The following is a 16,960-nucleotide window of genomic DNA, read 5'->3' as shown; positions in this document are numbered from 1 at the left end:
CTACTGCACCTGGGGGAAGACATGCCAGCAGGCAGGAAGATTTACTCCGTGAGAACGTTATGACAGGATATTTTCACGCGTTCCCGACGACTAGGAGTACAAGTGACTGCGATCCAGGAACCTGTGACGCCTGCCGCCGCCTTCGACCAGCCCTACGAGTACGCCCGCGCCGAGCTGGTGGAACCCGACTGGCGCCGCTTCCCCGGCTGGCACGACGTGACCGAGGCCGAGTGGCGTGACGCGCAGTGGCAGCGGGTGCACTGCGTCCGCAACGCCAAGCAGCTGCGCGCCCTGATGGGCGACCTGCTCGAGGAGCGCTTCTACGACGACCTGCTCGCCGACCAGCGCGAGATGGCGACGATGTCGATGCTGCTGCCGCCGCAGATGCTCAACACGATGGCGCCCACGGCGGGCACCGACCCGGCGAAGGTCACCGAGGCGTTCTACGCCGACCCGATCCGCCGCTACATGCTCCCGGTGCGCAGCGACCGTGACCCGGTCTGGGCGAGCCACCCCCATTCGGAGCGCGACTCGCTGCACGAAGCGGAGATGTGGGTCGTGGAGGGCCTGACCCACCGCTACCCGACCAAGGTGCTGGCCGAGATGATCTCGACCTGCCCCCAGTACTGCGGCCACTGCACCCGGATGGACCTGGTCGGCAACTCGACGGACACGGTCGAGAAGCACAAGCTGACCCTCAAGCCGGTCGACCGCCAGGACGCGATGATCGCGTACCTGAAGAAGACCCCAGGCGTCCGCGACGTGGTGGTGTCGGGCGGCGACGTGGCCAACGTCCCGTGGCCGCAGCTGGAGTCGTTCCTGATGCGCCTGATGGACATCGACACGGTCCGCGACATCCGCCTGGCGACCAAGGCACTGGCGGCCCTCCCCCAGCACTGGCTCCAGCCGAAGGTCGTCGAGGGCCTGGAGCGCGTCGCCGTGACCGCACAGCGCCGCGGCGTCAACCTGGCGATCCACACGCACGTCAACCACGCCCAGTCGGTGACCCCGCTGGTGGCGGAGGCGGCGCAGACGGCGTTGAACGTGGGTGTCCGGGACGTGCGCAACCAGGGCGTGCTGATGCGCGGGGTCAACGCGACGCCGGCGCAGCTGCTGGACCTGTGCTTCGCGCTGCAGGGCGAGGCGAACATCCTGCCGTACTACTTCTACATGTGCGACATGATCCCGAACGCCGAGCACTGGCGGGTTTCGGTGCACGAGGCGCAGGAGCTGCAGCATTCGATCATGGGCTACCTGCCGGGGTACGCGACGCCGCGCATCGTGTGCGACGTGCCTTATGTGGGGAAGCGGTGGGTGCACCAGCTGGCCGACTACGACCGGGAGCTGGGGATCTCGTACTGGACCAAGAACTACCGGACCGGGATCGAGCTGGACGACCCGGAGGCGTTGCAGCGCCGCTACCCGTACTACGACCCGATCTCGACCCTGCCCGAAGCCGGCCGGAAGTGGTGGGCAAGCCAGGGCTGACATCGGGGCGTCACCGTCCAAGGAATGGGCCGGAGGGGTGCAGGCAGCACCTCTCCGGCCCATTCCTGACGATTTGGCTGGTCAGCATTGACGCGGCCCGGAGAGTCTATTGTGGACATCGCACCGATCTTGACGGTCGCTCCCGTTGCGATACCGCGAATACGGACAGCACCTTCCTCCCCGCCCCAGCCGAACAGCGACCCGTACGTACGAAGCCGTCCCCTCCGGTGGATGCGGGGTTCTTGTAGGGATTTCCCTGACGTGCGCGTGCCGGCACGTCCATAACGTCGGGCGGGTCGTCGACGCCGGTGGTGGGAGACCGCCGGTCGTCAGCAAACGCTTCGGTGCGGGCGGTGGCCCGCGGCCGAGCCGTCGGGAGGGGAAATGACGATGACGTCGAGCACGGACCGGGCCCAGCAGGACAACGGACGCCGGCACCACCACGACTACGTGGTGACCCGCATGGACACCTTCGGCAATTCGCAGCGGCCGATCCCGGCGCGCGTCACCATGGTCGAGGCCGCCGGGGAGGAGCAGCTCTTCCTGGACCACCTGCCTGTCCCGCGGGACGCCTGGAGCTACGACGAGCACGACCGGGTGCTGACCTGGCGGGGCGCCTTCGGCGGTGGCCACCTGCGGCTGAGCCACGACGGAACCGGCGCGCACGGCGCCGTCGGTTCCGAAGACGACCTCTGCTCGGTGATGGCCGGGGCCCGGGCGGGGTTCCTCTGCGACGTCGCCCTCGACTGCGGGGCGAGCTACGAGACCTCCGGCGGCGCGGCCATCGGCCTGCTCTGGGACCCGAAGTCGACGGCCTGGGAAAACGCTCGATGGGTGGCGAAGCGGCTGCAGCTGACCTACACCGTCACCCCCGGCGGCCCCCTTCAGCCGCCCGAGTTCACCTTCGCGTTCGAAGACAACGAGACCGGCGCCCTCCCGTGGGAGCCGGACGCCTTCACCGCGGGCATCCAGCTCGACACGCATGACGCCCCGCCCGTTTGGCGGCTGACCTTCAAGTCCTCGATCGCCCCCCTGCCGGACAAGGGACCGCGCCAGCCCACCGGGCCGGACACCGTGTACCCCTGGTGGCTGCAAGCGGAGGAGGACTCGGCGGCGCTCGGCATCACCGGGGTCCTCGAGATCGACGGCGTCGCGCCCAAGGGCACGCTCGTGGGCTTCCGCGGGGTGCGGGCCGCTCCGAAGGTCACCGGCTACTACCGGACCAGTGCCGACACGGCGCCGTTCGGGGTCTTCGACGGCCGGCTGGTCATCGCCGGTGAGCCGGTTACCGGTGCCGCCGTGCTCGGCGACGAACTGGTGTGGCACGACCTCGACCCGGAGCACCAGCGGCGGACCGGCCTGCCGGCCGACGGGCGCCTGCGGGCCGACGGCGCCTCGCTCGACGGGGCGGTCCGGTTGAGCACCGAGGACGCCCTGGCGGCGATCTCATTGCACCGGGACCTGCACCCGCAGCTGCACCGCATGGCCGCCGAGCAGGCCGCCGCCGCCAAGAACGCCGACATCTACGGCCTGCTCGCGATGACGCCGTTCGTCAAGGACGGGACCGGCGCCTGGAGCGACGTCGTGCAGGCCGGGGTCAACGACAGCCTCAGCACCATCATGAACAGCTGCATCCCGGGCGACCTGTGGGGGCGGCTGTTCCCCGGCGTCCCCCAGCCGGCCCTGACCGGGGAACTCGCCGAGGTGGCCGGCAGCGCGGTCACGGGCGTGGACGAACCGGCGAAGTGGTACCAGTCCCTCGCGACGGCCGTGCTGACCTACGGCCTGGCCGACGGCTCGGAGGACCACTGCCGCTACCTCAACGGCCCGCGCGCGATGACCTGGCTGAAGACCGGGATGGCCACGTCGCCGGTCTACCACGCCCACGGGCAGCGGCTGTTCGGCGTCGAATGGCAGAAGCACTGCCCGATGACCGCCGACTACCTCGCCGACCAGATCACCAACGCCAAGACCTACGAGGCCACGATCGACGCCGCGGTGAAGGCCGACATCGCCGACATCAAGGCGAACGTCGTCGCCGGCCCGGCCGCCACCGGCGACCTCCACGCCGACCTCATCGCCGAAGTCCGCAACGCCGGGCAGTACGCGAAGACCAACCGCCTCTACTGGGCGTTCGCCTTCTACAGCTACAACGTGGCGCCGGGCATCCTCGCGAACATCTCGCTGCAGATGTCGGTCAACACCGGGTCCGGCGACGGCACCGGCCTGACCCGGCTGTTCCAGCAGAACGTGGCCGTGCTGACCGCGCTGGACCCCTCGGGCTTCTTCGCCCAGCGGTACGTGAGCACCATCAACACCTTCCTGGCCACCAACATCCTGCCCAGCATGTTCGGGTTCCTCGGCGAGGCCGTGAGCTTCGACCTCGTCAAGGAGTACCTGCAGGCGTTCGTCGAGGGCAACGTGCACAACGAGGACGCGCAGATCGCCGAGGCCGCCCGGTCGATCGGCGCGATCCTGCAGGAGGAGCAGGCCGACCGCCTGCTGCACGACTCGATCGAGGCGCTGCTGGCGATCTCCGGGACCGTCCAGGACACCCTGGCGCTGCCCTACATCGCCGGGCAGTGGCTCACGTGGTTCTCCGGCAAGTTCCCGAGGCTGGCGTCGGTCGGGGAGCTGTTCGGGTCGGCCCTGATCGGCGGGATCACCGGGCTGGCCGTGTTCAACCTGTTCAGCGCCTTCAAGAGCTGGGACCAGCTGAGCAAGACCCAGCGGGCCACCCTCGTGATCGACACCGTCCAGCTGGGACTGCAGATCGTCTCGGCGGTGGCCAAGCGGGGCGTCCGCCTCTACGCGATCTTCAGCGTGAAGGGGATGACGGCGTCCCAGCGGATCGCGGCCGTGGGGAGCATCGTCGTGAAGGGCGAGGCCGGGCCGCTGGAGCAGGGACTGGTCAAGATCGGGAACTCGACGGCCCGCTGGATCGGGGACATCGAGGGCACCGTCGGCAAGCTGGTCACCAGCGGTGACGCCAACCTCACGGCCGTCCTGGTGACCGAGACGACCGCCACGGCCGAGGAGGCGTCGCTCGTGTCGAAGGTGTTCGGAGCGAACCTCGACGAGTTCGTCGCGACCCGGGTCGGCCCCCTCTTCATCCTGGCCGGGATCGTCGTGAGCATCGTGCACCTGGCCGAAGGGGAGTCCGGTCTCGCGGTCGCTTCGGACGTGCTGAACATCGTCAGCGGGTCGCTGATGCTGCTCGCGATGGCGGGCGAGTGGCTGGTCGCCGGGGGCATGATCGCGGCCGCGGGGACACTCGCGGCGATGTTCGCGCTCGCCGGGCCGCTGGCGGTCCTCGCCGCGCTCGCCGGCGTCGGCCTGATGCTCTACGAGCTGTTCAAGCAGGTACCCGACGAGATCGAGAACTTCGTCAACGGCTACGCGGCGCCGGCGGGGTTCCGGGTCGGGCAGAAGAAGGGCAGCCTCGACTACGCCGTTCCGTACCGGAACCCGGACCGGGGCAGCCTGCTGATGGTCGGCAGCACCCTGACCGTGGACGGCGACGTGGTGCAGGCGAACCCGGACGGCACGATCCGGTACGGTGCCGGCACTTCGCTGCCCGACTGCGTGTGGCAGGTGACCACCGACGCGTCCGGGTTGAGCACCATCTTCACCGTGCTGCGGCCGGATCCCGCGAAGCCACCGGTCGTGCGCTACCTCAGCCTGATGGACGACCGGTCGGTCTCGTTCCAGCCGAAGCTGCCCGCTCCCGACGAGCCCCGGGACTCGTCGCCGGTCGTGGTGGTGTGCCAGACCTGGATCGGTCAGCCGTGGGGGCCTGCCCGGCTGACCGGGGACGAGAAGTTCCTCGTCTCGCTCGACATCAAGCTGGTGCCGGCGACGGTCGACAGCGACGGGCACTACCAGCCCGCGATGGGGAAGACCTTCCTGTGGCTGGCGCGCCGGGAAAGCGGGCTCGTGGTGACCGACCAGTTCACGCCGTCGCCCGACATCGTGCCCACGCCGGGATCGGTCTTCACCCTCACCATGGCGGGGATGGCCCCCAACTTCATGACCATGCCCGACCTGACCTTCCCGCCCGGCAGCACGCCGTCGGAGCAGCAGACCTTCGGTCCGGGGTTCGCGGTCCTGCCGAGCACGCCGATGAAGTTCCGCCACGGCGGTGACCCGCTGCCGGAGTTCCTCCGGTTCGACGACAAGACCGGCGCCATCAAACCCAACGGCAAGCCGGCGGCCGGCGAGTCGCGGACCCGCAGCAGCATCACGGCGAGCAACCCCTGCGGGGGCACGTCGACGTCCTTCGACGTCGTCGTCGGAACGCCGGCCACCGTGCTCACCCCGGCCGGCTGAGGCGCCGATGAATTCCCAGCAGCGGCTGCAGGCCCGGTTGACCGGGTTCGTCACCGGTTCCGCGCCGGAAGCGCGGCCCGTTCCCGGATTGCTGCCGGACCTGCGGCTGCTGCTGGAGTCGCTGCCCGGCTACGGCCACCCGGAAGCCGAAGCGGCCCACCGCGGTGCGCTGAGCGCGGTGCTCCAGCTCGCCCTGCCCAACGAGCGGATCGCGGCCCAGCCGGCCGAGAACGGCTCGGGCTACTACATCTCCTATTCCTACGAAGGCCCGTTCGCCGGGTACGCGGACGCGTTCTTCCCGAAGCGGATGGTGACCGCCGCCGCGACGGCGGTCACCACCGCGGTGCGGTCCCGCGGGCTCGACCAGCCGTGGTGGCGGGCGTACGCACTGGCCGTGCTCACCGACGCCGCCCGCCGGGCCGCGGGGATCCCGCTGGACACGGGCAAGCTGGCCGGGGAACTGGCGGCCATGGACAGCCAGTTCCGGCCCGCGCTGACCGCGAGCTACCTCGTGACCGTGCAGACCGCCTACGAGCCGACGGCGTCGGCGCTGCGGGCCCTGACGGCCGCCGGGCAGCTCGCCGAGGCCCGCGCACAGCTCGTTCGCCTGCTGGCCGACGACACCCTGGTCGCGAACCTCAACGGCGCCATCGGCACCGGCGGCGACAGCACGAACGCGGCGGTGTGGTTCCTGTACACCCTCTGGGTGGTCCTCGGGGCCCTGGCGTGCCCGGACGTCGACGCCGAGATCCGGGCGCTGCGGGCCCGGGGGCTGATCGTGCCGGGCGAGGTCGCCGAGGGGAACTGGTGGAACGGCGGCTACACCACCTGGTACCGGCCGCTTTCCGGGGCGGACGTCGAGCCGGCGACGGCGGGGAGCCTGACCGCCGGCCTGCCGGAGCTGGTGACGTCGTCGTACGCGTCCAAGCCGCCGATGCCCCCGGTGCGCGAACACCAGGGGGTGACGAACGGCTATTCGCTCAGCCTGTGCCTGTGGGGTCCGCTCGCCCGGTACCGGCCGCAGCCGAGCAGCTGCCTCGGCGCGGGCACCGGCGTGCTGATGGCCGACGGCTCGGTGAAGCCGATCGAAGACGTCCGGATCGGGGACGAGGTGCGGTCCGGCGGCGGCACCGGAACGGTCGTGCTGACCGAGCGGCCCGCCCGGCTCGGCCGGCCGCTGTACTCGGTGAACGGGCTGAACGTCTTCGCGACTTCGGGGCACCCGTTCCGCGCGGCCGACGGCCCCGGGCCCCGGCGGTGCGCGGTCGACCCGTGGAACCTCGCGGACGCCGTGCCGACGATGATCGCCGACGGCATCGGCTCGCTCGCCGTCGGAGCCGAGCTGGCCACCGTCGGCGGCGAACCGGTGACCGTCCGGGAGGTGACGGCGCACGAACCGGCCCCGGACCGGCCGGACGAGCTGGTCCACGACCTCGTGGTCGCCACCGGGGACCGCGGGCACGCCGCCTACTACGTCGGTGGCCCGGGCACGTTCGTCACCGTCGACGCCGAGTCGGCGGATCCCTTCCACGACGTCGCCGCCACCCTCGCCGTGGTCGCGGCGATGGACCGCGCGCTGGACGACGTCCGCGAACAGGTCGCCGATCCGCACGCGGACCTGCTCGACATCCTGGGGCGCCTCGACCTGTCCGGGATCGGTGAGGCGGCCCGGGCGGCCGACGGCGCCGGACGTCCGGAGATCCCCGGCCCCGGGTACTACCTGCGCGACGGCGAATGGGACCCGCACGCGTCCGCGCTCGAGACGGAGCTGGTGCGAAGGTACGGCCGGCTGTTCCGGCGGAACTGCGCGACGGGCTGGCGTCCGGACGCCGATCCCGAGGAGCCGTTCACCCTGTGCCTGCACGACGTCGAACTGCTCGGAGACGTCCCGGCGGTCGCCGTGCTGGACGTCGAGCTGCGCGTGCGCGGCGACGCCGAGGACGTCGTCCGGCGGGTGACGGCGCCGGCCACGCGAAAGCGGCCGGGCTGGCACTTCGCGCCGGACACCGACGTCGAGTTCGGGCCCCTCCTCCCCTCGGCTGCCTTGCTCGGCTCCCTCCACACCGACGGCGAGCTGCTCGGCCGATTCGGCGTGCCGTTGTCCGCCACGGGCCACGGCGAGCACTTCGTGTTCGGCGACGGCGGAACGGTGCTCGGCCGGGTCGCCCTCGGGCGGCACGGCGCCGGGACGGCGGACCGCCCCGCCCAGTCCGCCGCCAGGGCCATGGCGGTGGCCGCGGGACGGTACGTCGGGGAGCTGCTGGCGAGCCGGGTGCGAGCGCGTCGATGAGTCCGGAAGCTCCGCCGGCCGAGTGCCGACTGCTAGGGTGAAAATCCCTGCCTGACCACGAAACGCGTGGGTCCGGGCGGCCGCAGATCGGAGTGGGTCTCCGGTGACGGAGCTCGTCGAACGGGACGCCGAAGTACGTGCACTGGAAAGGTCGCTCGCCCGCCTCGGTGCCGGCCAGGGCGGGGTGGTCGTCCTCGACGGTGGCGCCGGTGCGGGGAAGACGGCGCTGCTGAAGGAAGTTCGCCGGCTGGCGGCGGACCGGGGGTGCACGGTGCTGTCCGCGCGCGCCGCGGAACTCGAGCGCGAGTTCGCTTTCGGGGTGGTGCGCCAGCTCTTCGAGCCCGTGCTCCCCGCGGCGGGACCCGAGCGCGCCCGGCTGTTCGGCGGTGCGGCGGGGAACGCCGAAGGCCTGTTCGGCGCCGCGGACCAGACCATCGCCCCGGGCGCGTCGTACGCGGTGCTGAACGGCTTGTACTGGCTGCTGGTCACCTTGGCCGAGCGGGCCACGCCGGTCCTGCTGGTGGACGACGTGCACTGGGCCGATCTCCCGTCCCTCCGGTTCCTGGGTTTCCTGGCCCGCCGGCTCGACTCCTGCGCCGCGCTGGTGGTGGTCACGACGAGGTCCGCCGACCACGGCGAAGACGGGCTGGCCGACGACCTCCTCGCCACGGACGAGCTGACGCTCCTGCGTCCCCGGAACCTGAGCGGCCGCGCGGTCGCGGAGCTGGTCCGCCGCGAGCTGGGCCCGGCCGCGCACGAGGAGTTCTGCGCCGCCTGCCACGCCCTCACCGGCGGGAACCCGCTCTTCGTCCGGGAACTGCTGCGCGTCCTGGCCACCGACGGCGTCCGGCCCACCGCCGAAGGAGCCGCCGCCGTCGCCGCGGCCGGTCCTGACGCGATCCGGTGGTACGTGACGGCACGGTTGCGCCGGCAGCCTCCGCCGGTGCGCGCGGTGGCCCGGGCCGTCGCGGTGCTGGGCGACGACGCGGCGCTCGCCGAGGTGGCCGGGCTGGCCGGCGTGCCGGCGCCGGAGGTGGTCGCCGCCGCGCGCCGCCTGACGCGTGAAGGGATCTTCGACCGGGCCGATCCGCCCGCCTTCGTCCACGCGGTCGTGCGCGATGTCGCGCACGCGTTGATCCCGGTGCCGGAACTCGGGCAAGAGCACGAACGGGCCGCGCGGGTGCTGCTCGAGGCGGGCCGGCCGGTCACCCGGGTCGCCGCCCACCTGCTGCGGACCACGCCGGCCGGGGTGCCCGGCCGCGTCGGGCTGCTGGCGGCCGCGGCCGACCAGGCCTTCCGGCACGGGGCGCCGGAGAACGCGGCGGTGTTCCTCGACCGGGCACGCGCCGAACCACCGCTGCCGGCGCAGCGCGCGGAGGTGAGCCGGCAGCTGGGCAACTGCCGCGCGCACCACCTGGCCCTCGCCGAAGCCGACGGCCACCTCCGGGAAGCGCTGGCCCTGGCCGACGGCGGCCGGCAACGAGTCTTGTGCGCGTACAGCTACGCCCGGTTCCGCAACGCCTGCGGTGAGCCGCGGGAGGCGGTTCCGCTGCTCGTGCGGGCATTGGCGGACCTGGCCGACGCCGAGGATCCCGGGCTGGTGCTGGAGGTCGAGGCGGAGCTCATCGGGATGGCACGGGCCGACCTGGGCGGGCGGGCGGAACTGCTACACCGGCTGGACTCCTTCGGCCGCCGGACCGGCCGGCCGCAGGCGGTCCTGGACTCCCAAGCGGCCTTGGAGGCCGTGCTCGCCGGCCGCCCGGTCGGCGAGGCGCTGGCCTTCGCCAGGTCCGCACTGGCGGGCGAGGTGCTGACGCCCGAGCGGTGCGGGCTCTGGGCAGCCGTGCACACGCTGCTGGTGACCGATCAGCTCGACGAGGCCGACCGGCGGATGCAGCGGGCGCTGGACACCGCCGTGGACCGCGGTCTGCTGCTGCCGATCGGCATCGTCCGCGGCTACCTGGCCCGGATCGCGTTCCTCCGCGGCGACCTGGCGCAGGCGGCCGAGCACCTCGAGCTCGGTACGGCGGCCGCGCCACCACCGAACATCGGCCTGCCACTGCTGGAGGCGACCGCGGCCGACGTGCACCTCGAGCACGACCGGACCTCGGACGCCGCGGCCGTGCTCGCGGCCGGGGTACTCGGCGGCGACCGCTCCCCGCACTCCTCGGCGCACCTGTGGCTGCTGGGTTCGCGGATCCGGCTCCGGCTGGCTCAGGGAGACCACGTCCGCGCGCTGGCCGACGCGGCGCTCTGCCGGGAGTCGTACGAGCGGTGGGGTGCCGGCGAGCTGTGGGACGTGCCGTGGCGGTTGCTGGCGGCCCGGGCCCACCTGCTGGCCGAGCGGCCCGCCGAGGCCTCGGCGCTGATCGGCGAGCAGCTCCGGCTCGCCCGTGGCTTCGCCGTTCCGCGTCACATCGCGGTCGCGCTCCGCGCCTCGGCCCGGCTGGCCAGGCCCACGGACGCGCGCCGCTACCTCGAGGAGGCCGTCGAGCTGCTGCGCACCGGACCCGGCCGGCTGGAGCACGCGCACACCCTGGCCGACCTCGGGCAGCTGCACATGCGCGGCGGCGACCGGAGCACGGCCCGCGCGACCATCCGGCGTGCCGCCGAGCTGGCCCTGGAGTGCCAGGCGCACCCGCTGGCCGACCGGTTGACAGCCGGTCTCACGACGAAAGGCGGCCGTCCGCCGCGGCTGCGCGTCACGGGTGTCAGCGCGTTGACCCCGTCGGAGCGCCGGGTCGCCCAGCTGGCGGCCGACGCGCTGACCAACCGCCAGATCGCCGAACGGCTCTACGTCACGGAGAAGACGGTCGAGGCGCACCTGAGCCGCGCGTTCCGGAAACTCGACGTCCGATCCCGCATCCAGCTCGTCAGCCGGCTCAGCACCGGACCTCGTTCGTGACGTCGGCGCGTCGAGCGTTTCTCAGTCCATTTCGAAGATAAACACCGAGCCACCTGAGCGAGTGATTTCACGCCATTCACGATGTCCGATTCCCCGCGCACGTCCTATGCTCGTCCGACGCCTTCCCGCCGTTGTCCTCCGCTCGGCGGTTCCTGCGCACCGATCGGGTATTCGCGCAGGTCAACCCGGCCAAGGCGTCGGTAGTGTCCTTTCCGGACAGATGTGCTGCCCCGGCGGCCGGGGCCCCGAAAGCGCCCGGTCGCCGTACCCGGAAAGGAACCCCGAGAAATCATGTCCACATTGCGACGACTGGCGCTCGCCGGCGCATTCGCGCTGCCGCTTTCCCTCGTGATCGCCGGTCCTTCGAGTGCGCACCCGCTCGACTGGCCGCACGATTCCTGGAGTGCCGAAAGCTCGGCCACCTGGGCCGGCATCGGTGGTGCGGGCACGACCGAGACCGAGGAGGGCTCCGACTGGTGGGGTCACCACTGGTCGGAGACCGACACCGCCGTCGCCGGGATCGGCGGGGCCGCCGTGATCCACGGTGAGACGTCCGGCACCGACGCGGACGACTGGTCGGACGACGACGACTGGGCCGACGACGAGACGCCGGCCGTGGTCCACCACGACTCGCACCCGGTAGCGCACCAGGAGTCCCACCCGGCCACGCACCACCCGGCGGCGCACCACGCCTCCCACCCCGTCGCGCACCACCCGGACCCCGAGCCGGAGGCGCCCGCCGCCGACGTCAGCTACGCAACGGAGACGCAGTCGGCCGACATGGACGGGGCCACCTCCTCGCACGTCGCCAGCCACGCCGGTGACCACCACGCCGCCTACGAGGCGGAAAACCTGTCGGCCGGGCCGGACGGTGCCGTGTCGGAGGGCGTCCACGCCCTCGCCGTGCCGCAGTACGCCGCCTACGCCAACTGGTACGCGGCCGCCGGTGACGAAGGGGCCGTCGTGCACTCGGTGTCGTCGGTCGCCGACGCCACCGACGACTACGGCTACCACCACCACCGCGACAGCGACCGCGGCTGAACCGCCGGGCCGGGTCCGCGAGGGCGGACCCGGCCCGCTCAGCCCAGCAGGGCCAGCACCGCGGCCGATTTTTCGGCGTCGAGGAACCGCAGGCCCATGAAGTTGTCGCCGGTGGTGAAGCCGGGCAGTGCCCAGATCGCTTCGTTCGGGACGTCGACCACCCGGTAGCGGCGCAGGCTGTAGACGTTGCTCCACACGCACTTGCCGGGATCGGGCCGCCACAGCCGCCGGGCGAACGCCGGGTCGCGGAAGCTGTGCCCGACCTCCGCGGCCGCGCGCACGTGCTTGCCCCCGGTGAGCAGGACGACGTCGCCGGTCCGCACGGTGGCCATCCGCTTGTCGTGCTTCTCGGTGGCGCCCCAGAAGCGGGCGCGGCCGTCCGGGTGGAGCTCTTCCAGCCGCGTCCGGGCTTGGGCGGGGGCGTCGCGGAACGGGACCGGCCGGTCGAGGGTGGCCGCACCGTAGCGGCGGGCTTCCGGGGTGCCGTAGGACGGCTGGATGAACACCTGGACCACGCGGGCACCGTACCCGCGACGGCTCAGCCGCCGTGGGTGGTGTCGCTCTGGTAGGTCGTGTACGTGTACGGGTTGTCCAGGATCTTCGTCTCCGGGACATCCGGGTTCATCCCCTGCCGCCACGCCTCCTCCCCCAGCTGGGACCGCAGGTGCTCGACCGTTGCCTCCACCCGCCGGCGCAGGGCCGGGAGGTCCACGCCCACCAGGCGGCCGTCGCGCTTCACGACGCGGCCGTCGACCAGGACCGTGTGGACGTCGCCGCGCTGGGCCTGGAACGCCACGTGGCCGTACGGGTTGAGCAGGGGGAACGACGTCGGCGAGTGGTCGTTCTTCAGCAGGACCACGTCGGCCTTCTTGCCGACCTCCAGCGTGCCCAGGTCCGAACGCCCCAATGCGGCCGCGCCGCCGAGGGTGGCCCAGTCGACGACCTGCTCCGCGCGCAGGGCCGCGTGCGTCACCGTTTCGCCCTTCGCGTGGGCTTCCAGGTGCTCGCGGGAACGGTCGGCGCCCAGGGTCGCGCGCATCGCGGAGAACAGGTCGCCGCTCCACCAGACCGACGTGTCCATCGACAGCGACACCGGGATGCCGTGTTGGCGCAGGGCCCAGGTGGGCGGGTAGCCCTGGCCGGCGCTCTGCTCGCTTTCCGTCGACACCGACACCGAGCCGCCGGTCGCGGCGATGCGGTGGTAGGAATCCGCCGACAGCGAGGCGCCGTGGACGTAGATCGTCTCCGGGGTCATGAACCCGTTGTCGTGCATCAGCCGGATGCCGTCGTCGCCGGTCGCGCCCCACACGCCCGCGTGCGTGGTGACCGGGACGCCGAGCTCGCGCGCCACCTCGAACGCCGGTTTCTCCGGGAACGCCGGGTCGCCGGTGACGTCGAACGCGAGCTGGAAGCCGAGGTCGCCGCCGGTGCGGCGGGCGACGAAGTCGCGGAACTCGGGCGTGCCGGTCCACGTCGCCGGTGCGTCCTGGATGTTGCCGTAGGCCAGCACGAACCGGCCGGGCACGGCTTCGAGCGCGTCGGCCGCCGCGTCGGCGTGCTGGGTGGTCTGCAGGCCGTGTGACCAGTCCACTGTGGTCGTGACGCCCGCTTCGAGCGCTTCCCACGCGCCGAGCAGGTTGCCCGCGTAGATGTCCTCGGGGCGGAACACCTTGCCCCATTCGAGGTAGTACCAGACGAAGTACTGCGTGAGGGTCCAGTCGGCGCCGTAGCCGCGCATGGCCGTCTGCCAGAGGTGCCGGTGGGTGTCGATCATCCCCGGCATGACCAGCCCGCCGGTCGCGTCGATCTCCTCGGTGCCCGCGGGGACCTCCAGCGCGGGGCCGATGGCGGCGATCCGGTCGCCGGTGACGAGGACGTCTTCGCCGGGCAGCACCCGGTGGGCGTCGGCCAGCACCGTCCCACCCCGCAGGACGATCGATCCGCTCATCACGGCCTCCATTTGCGTACACTCGTCCGCCAGACGGACATCGGGTGGGTGCCGCCACTTTCGTCCAGTGCCGAGCCGGTGTCAATGCCCGCCGCTACGCTGCGGTCAGGACCATCGGAGAGGGAGGTGGCGCCATGCCACGCGAGGGAACCGGTCCCGACTTCATCGAGGCACTGGCCCGCGGGCTCGAGGTGATCACGGCGTTCCGGCCGGGCCGCCCGGCGATGACCCTCGCCGAGGTCGCCGCGGCCGCCGGCCTGGCCCGCCCGACCGCCCGGCGGATCCTGCTCACCCTGGCGGAGCTCGGCTACGTCCGCACCGACGGGCGCGACTACGCGCTCACCCCGCGCGTGCTCGACCTCGGCGTCGCCTACGTCCGCTCGACCGGCCTGTGGGACGTCGCCCGCCCGCACCTGGAACGCCTGGTCGCGCGCACGAACGAGTCGTGCTCGATCGCCCAGCTCGACGGCTCCGACATCGTCTACGTCGCCCGGGTCGCGGTGCCGAAGATCGTCGCGCTCACCGTGCAGATCGGCACCCGCTTCCCGGCGCTGCCGACGTCGCTGGGCAAGGTCCAGCTCGCCGCGCTGCCGCCGGACGAGCTGGAGGCGGTGCTGGCCGAGCCGACCCGGTCCGGGCTGGTCCCGCGGTGGCGGCCCGAGCGCGCCGAACGCGACGCCGAGCTGCGCGAGGTCCGGGCGCGGGGCTGGGCGCTGACCGACGAGCAGCTCGCGCCGGGCATCCGGTCGGTGGCCGCGCCGCTGCGCGACGGCTCCGGGCGGGTGATCGCCGGGGTGAACGTCAACTGCCACGCCGCGGAGACCCCGGTCGAGAAGCTGCTGGAGCACCACCTGCCGCTGCTGCTGCAGACCGCCGGGGAGATCAGCGCGGACTTCGCGCGCCTGGACACCGTCCCGCACGTCACCGTTCCCGCCGCGCCTTGACCGCGCTCCCGCACGGGAGCAGACTGCGGACACTAGTCCGTCAGACGGACAGATGCGGAGGCGTTGCGTGGATCGACCCGAGGGCCCGCTGTCCGGGCTGCTGGTCGCGGACTTCTCGCGGGTGCTCGCCGGCCCGTACGCCACGATGCTGCTGGCCGATCTGGGCGCCGACGTCGTCAAGGTCGAAGGACCGCAGGGCGACGAGACGCGCACGTGGATGCCGCCGGTGCGCGGGGACGTCTCCACCTACTACCTCGGCGTCAACCGCGGGAAGCGCTCCCTCGCGCTGGACCTGCGCGACGAAGCCGACGCCGCCCTCGGCCGCGAGCTGGCCACCCGCGCGGACGTGGTGATCGAGAACTTCAAGCCCGGCGGGCTGGCCAAGTACGGCCTGGACTACGACACCGTCAAAGCGGCCAACCCGGGCACCGTCTACGCCTCGATCAGCGGGTTCGGCTCGGGCGAAGGCAAGCACGTGCCCGGCTACGACCTGATGGTGCAGGCGATCTCGGGGCTGATGAGCCTGACCGGCGATCCGGACGGCCCGCCGTACCGGGCGGGGATCTCGGTGTTCGACGTGATGGCCGGCAACCACGCGGTGATCGGCATCCTCGCCGCGCTGCGCCACCGCGACGCCACCGGCGAGGGCCAGCACGTCGAGGTCAACCTGCTGTCCTCGGCGCTGACCGGGCTGGTCAACCACAGTTCCGCCTACGCCGCGGGCGGCGTGGTCCCGTTCCGGATGGGCAACGCCCACCCCAGCGTCTTCCCCTACGAGCCGCTGCCCACCGCGGACGCCGACCTGATCGTCGCCGCGGCCAACGACGGGCAGTTCCGCCGGCTGTGCGAGGTCCTGGACCTGCCGGACGTCCCGGGCGATCCGCGGTTCGCCCGCAACGCCGACCGCACGAAGAACCGCGAAGAGCTCCGGCCGCTGCTCGTCGAGCGGCTGAAAACCCGGGGCGCGGTGGACTGGTTCGAGGCGCTGACGGAGGTCGGTGTCCCGTGTGGACCGATCAACACCATCGACGGCGGGTTCGCGATGGCCGAACGGTTCGGGCTCGACCCCGTCGTCGAGGTTGGTGAAGGCGATCGCGCCGTCCCGACCACGCGCCACCCGATCCGGTTCTCCGCGACGCCCGCCGCCTACCGGCTGCCACCGCCGGAGCTCGACGAACACGGCGCGGAGCTGCGCGCCTGGCTGACGGAGGACCGCGATGCCTGACCCGGGCTACGAAACGGCGCTGGGTTCGTCCACGAAGGACAAGATCACGCTGCTCGGCCAGGACCTCGCCGAGGACGTGATGGGCTCGGTCGGCTTCGGCGAGCTCGCCTTCTGGCTGGCGACGCAGCGACGTCCGTCCCCGGGGGAGACGCGGGTCTTCGAAGCGGTCCTGGCCGCGCTGGCCGACCACGGTTTCACTCCCACCGCGATCGTCACCCGGCTGACCTACTTGTCGGCGCCCGACTCGGTCCAGGGCGCGCTCGCTGCCGGGCTGCTGGGCGGCGGGTCGCGCTTCCTCGGCGTCACGGAGGACTGCGGCCGGTTCCTGCACGACGTGCTCACCGGCGCCGAAGCGCCCGCCGACGAAGCGGGCTGGGACGCGCTCGCGCTCGAGACGGTGGAAAAGCAGCGTGCGGCGAAGAAGTTCGTCCCCGGCCTCGGGCACCACGTGCACAAGGACGGCGACCCCCGCACCCGGCGGCTGTTCGCGATCGCCGACGAGGAGGGCCTGCGCGGCCCGCATCTGGAGCTCTTCGCCGCGATCGGGCGGGTGCACCCCCAGGTGCTGGGGAAGACGCTGCCGCTCAACGGCGCGGGCGTCTGCGGGGCCGCGCTCGCCGACCTCGGGCTGCCGCTGGAGCTGCTGCGCGGGTTCGCGCTGCTGGCCCGGACCGCCGGGCTGATCGGCCAGCTCGCCGAGGAACTGCGCCACCCCGTCGCCAACGACATCTTCCTGTCGGTCGACCTGAACAACCGGCCGGTGCCGCCGGACCCGGAACCCTGAGAGGAA

General features: G+C 72.4%; 10 protein-coding genes. 8 read left to right on the top strand and 2 right to left on the bottom strand.

All coding sequences use genetic code 11. The features are described from left to right. The first annotated feature begins 102 nt into the window (after positions 1-102). The 5 genes from MUY14_RS13375 to MUY14_RS13355 all read left to right on the top strand — a co-directional run bounded on the left by MUY14_RS13375 (position 103) and on the right by MUY14_RS13355 (position 12,053). Positions 103-1,488, top strand: a complete 1,386-nt coding sequence (locus MUY14_RS13375) for a KamA family radical SAM protein (protein WP_247023307.1) — start codon at positions 103-105, stop codon at positions 1,486-1,488. A 390-nt stretch (positions 1,489-1,878) separates the two neighbouring features. Continuing rightward, the gene (locus tag MUY14_RS13370) at positions 1,879-5,817 is read left to right on the top strand and encodes a hypothetical protein (protein ID WP_247023306.1); all 3,939 of its coding nucleotides are present in this window, start codon (positions 1,879-1,881) and stop codon (positions 5,815-5,817) included. A 7-nt stretch (positions 5,818-5,824) separates the two neighbouring features. After that, complete coding sequence (locus MUY14_RS13365) at positions 5,825-8,107, top strand: Hint domain-containing protein (protein ID WP_247023305.1); 2,283 nt, start codon at positions 5,825-5,827, stop codon at positions 8,105-8,107. 103 nt (positions 8,108-8,210) lie between these two features. Continuing rightward, positions 8,211-11,012, top strand: a complete 2,802-nt coding sequence (locus MUY14_RS13360; protein ID WP_247023304.1) for an AAA family ATPase — start codon at positions 8,211-8,213, stop codon at positions 11,010-11,012. A 291-nt stretch (positions 11,013-11,303) separates the two neighbouring features. Next, a complete protein-coding gene (locus MUY14_RS13355; protein WP_247023303.1) occupies positions 11,304-12,053 on the top strand; it encodes a hypothetical protein in 750 nt (249 codons plus the stop codon). A 38-nt stretch (positions 12,054-12,091) separates the two neighbouring features. Here the strand turns inward: MUY14_RS13355 and MUY14_RS13350 are convergent, their stop codons facing one another. Continuing rightward, on the bottom strand, positions 12,092-12,568 hold the full coding sequence (locus MUY14_RS13350) for a hypothetical protein (protein ID WP_247023302.1): 477 nt from the start codon (positions 12,566-12,568) through the stop codon (positions 12,092-12,094). A gap of 23 nt (positions 12,569-12,591) precedes the next feature. Further along, positions 12,592-14,001: an amidohydrolase family protein gene (locus tag MUY14_RS13345; RefSeq protein WP_247023301.1), complete on the bottom strand. Its 1,410-nt coding sequence runs from the start codon at positions 13,999-14,001 to the stop codon at positions 12,592-12,594. A 134-nt stretch (positions 14,002-14,135) separates the two neighbouring features. On the opposite strand from MUY14_RS13345, the gene MUY14_RS13340 reads away from it, so the two are divergent. The 3 genes from MUY14_RS13340 to MUY14_RS13330 all read left to right on the top strand — a co-directional run bounded on the left by MUY14_RS13340 (position 14,136) and on the right by MUY14_RS13330 (position 16,954). After that, complete coding sequence (locus MUY14_RS13340; protein WP_247023300.1) at positions 14,136-14,945, top strand: IclR family transcriptional regulator C-terminal domain-containing protein; 810 nt, start codon at positions 14,136-14,138, stop codon at positions 14,943-14,945. 67 nt (positions 14,946-15,012) lie between these two features. Continuing rightward, on the top strand, positions 15,013-16,170 hold the full coding sequence (locus MUY14_RS13335) for a CaiB/BaiF CoA-transferase family protein (RefSeq protein ID WP_247023299.1): 1,158 nt from the start codon (positions 15,013-15,015) through the stop codon (positions 16,168-16,170). Continuing rightward, positions 16,163-16,954, top strand: coding sequence for a citryl-CoA lyase (locus MUY14_RS13330; protein WP_247023298.1), 792 nt, complete (start codon positions 16,163-16,165; stop codon positions 16,952-16,954). Before MUY14_RS13335 ends, MUY14_RS13330 begins: the two co-directional genes overlap by 8 nt. Positions 16,955-16,960: the final 6 nt, after the last annotated feature.

Origin of the sequence: Amycolatopsis sp. FBCC-B4732 (assembly GCF_023008405.1) — a bacterium.
Taxonomy (GTDB): domain Bacteria; phylum Actinomycetota; class Actinomycetes; order Mycobacteriales; family Pseudonocardiaceae; genus Amycolatopsis; species Amycolatopsis pretoriensis_A.
Note: the sequence above shows the minus strand (reverse complement) of the source record. Positions and strands in the feature narration are given on the sequence as shown.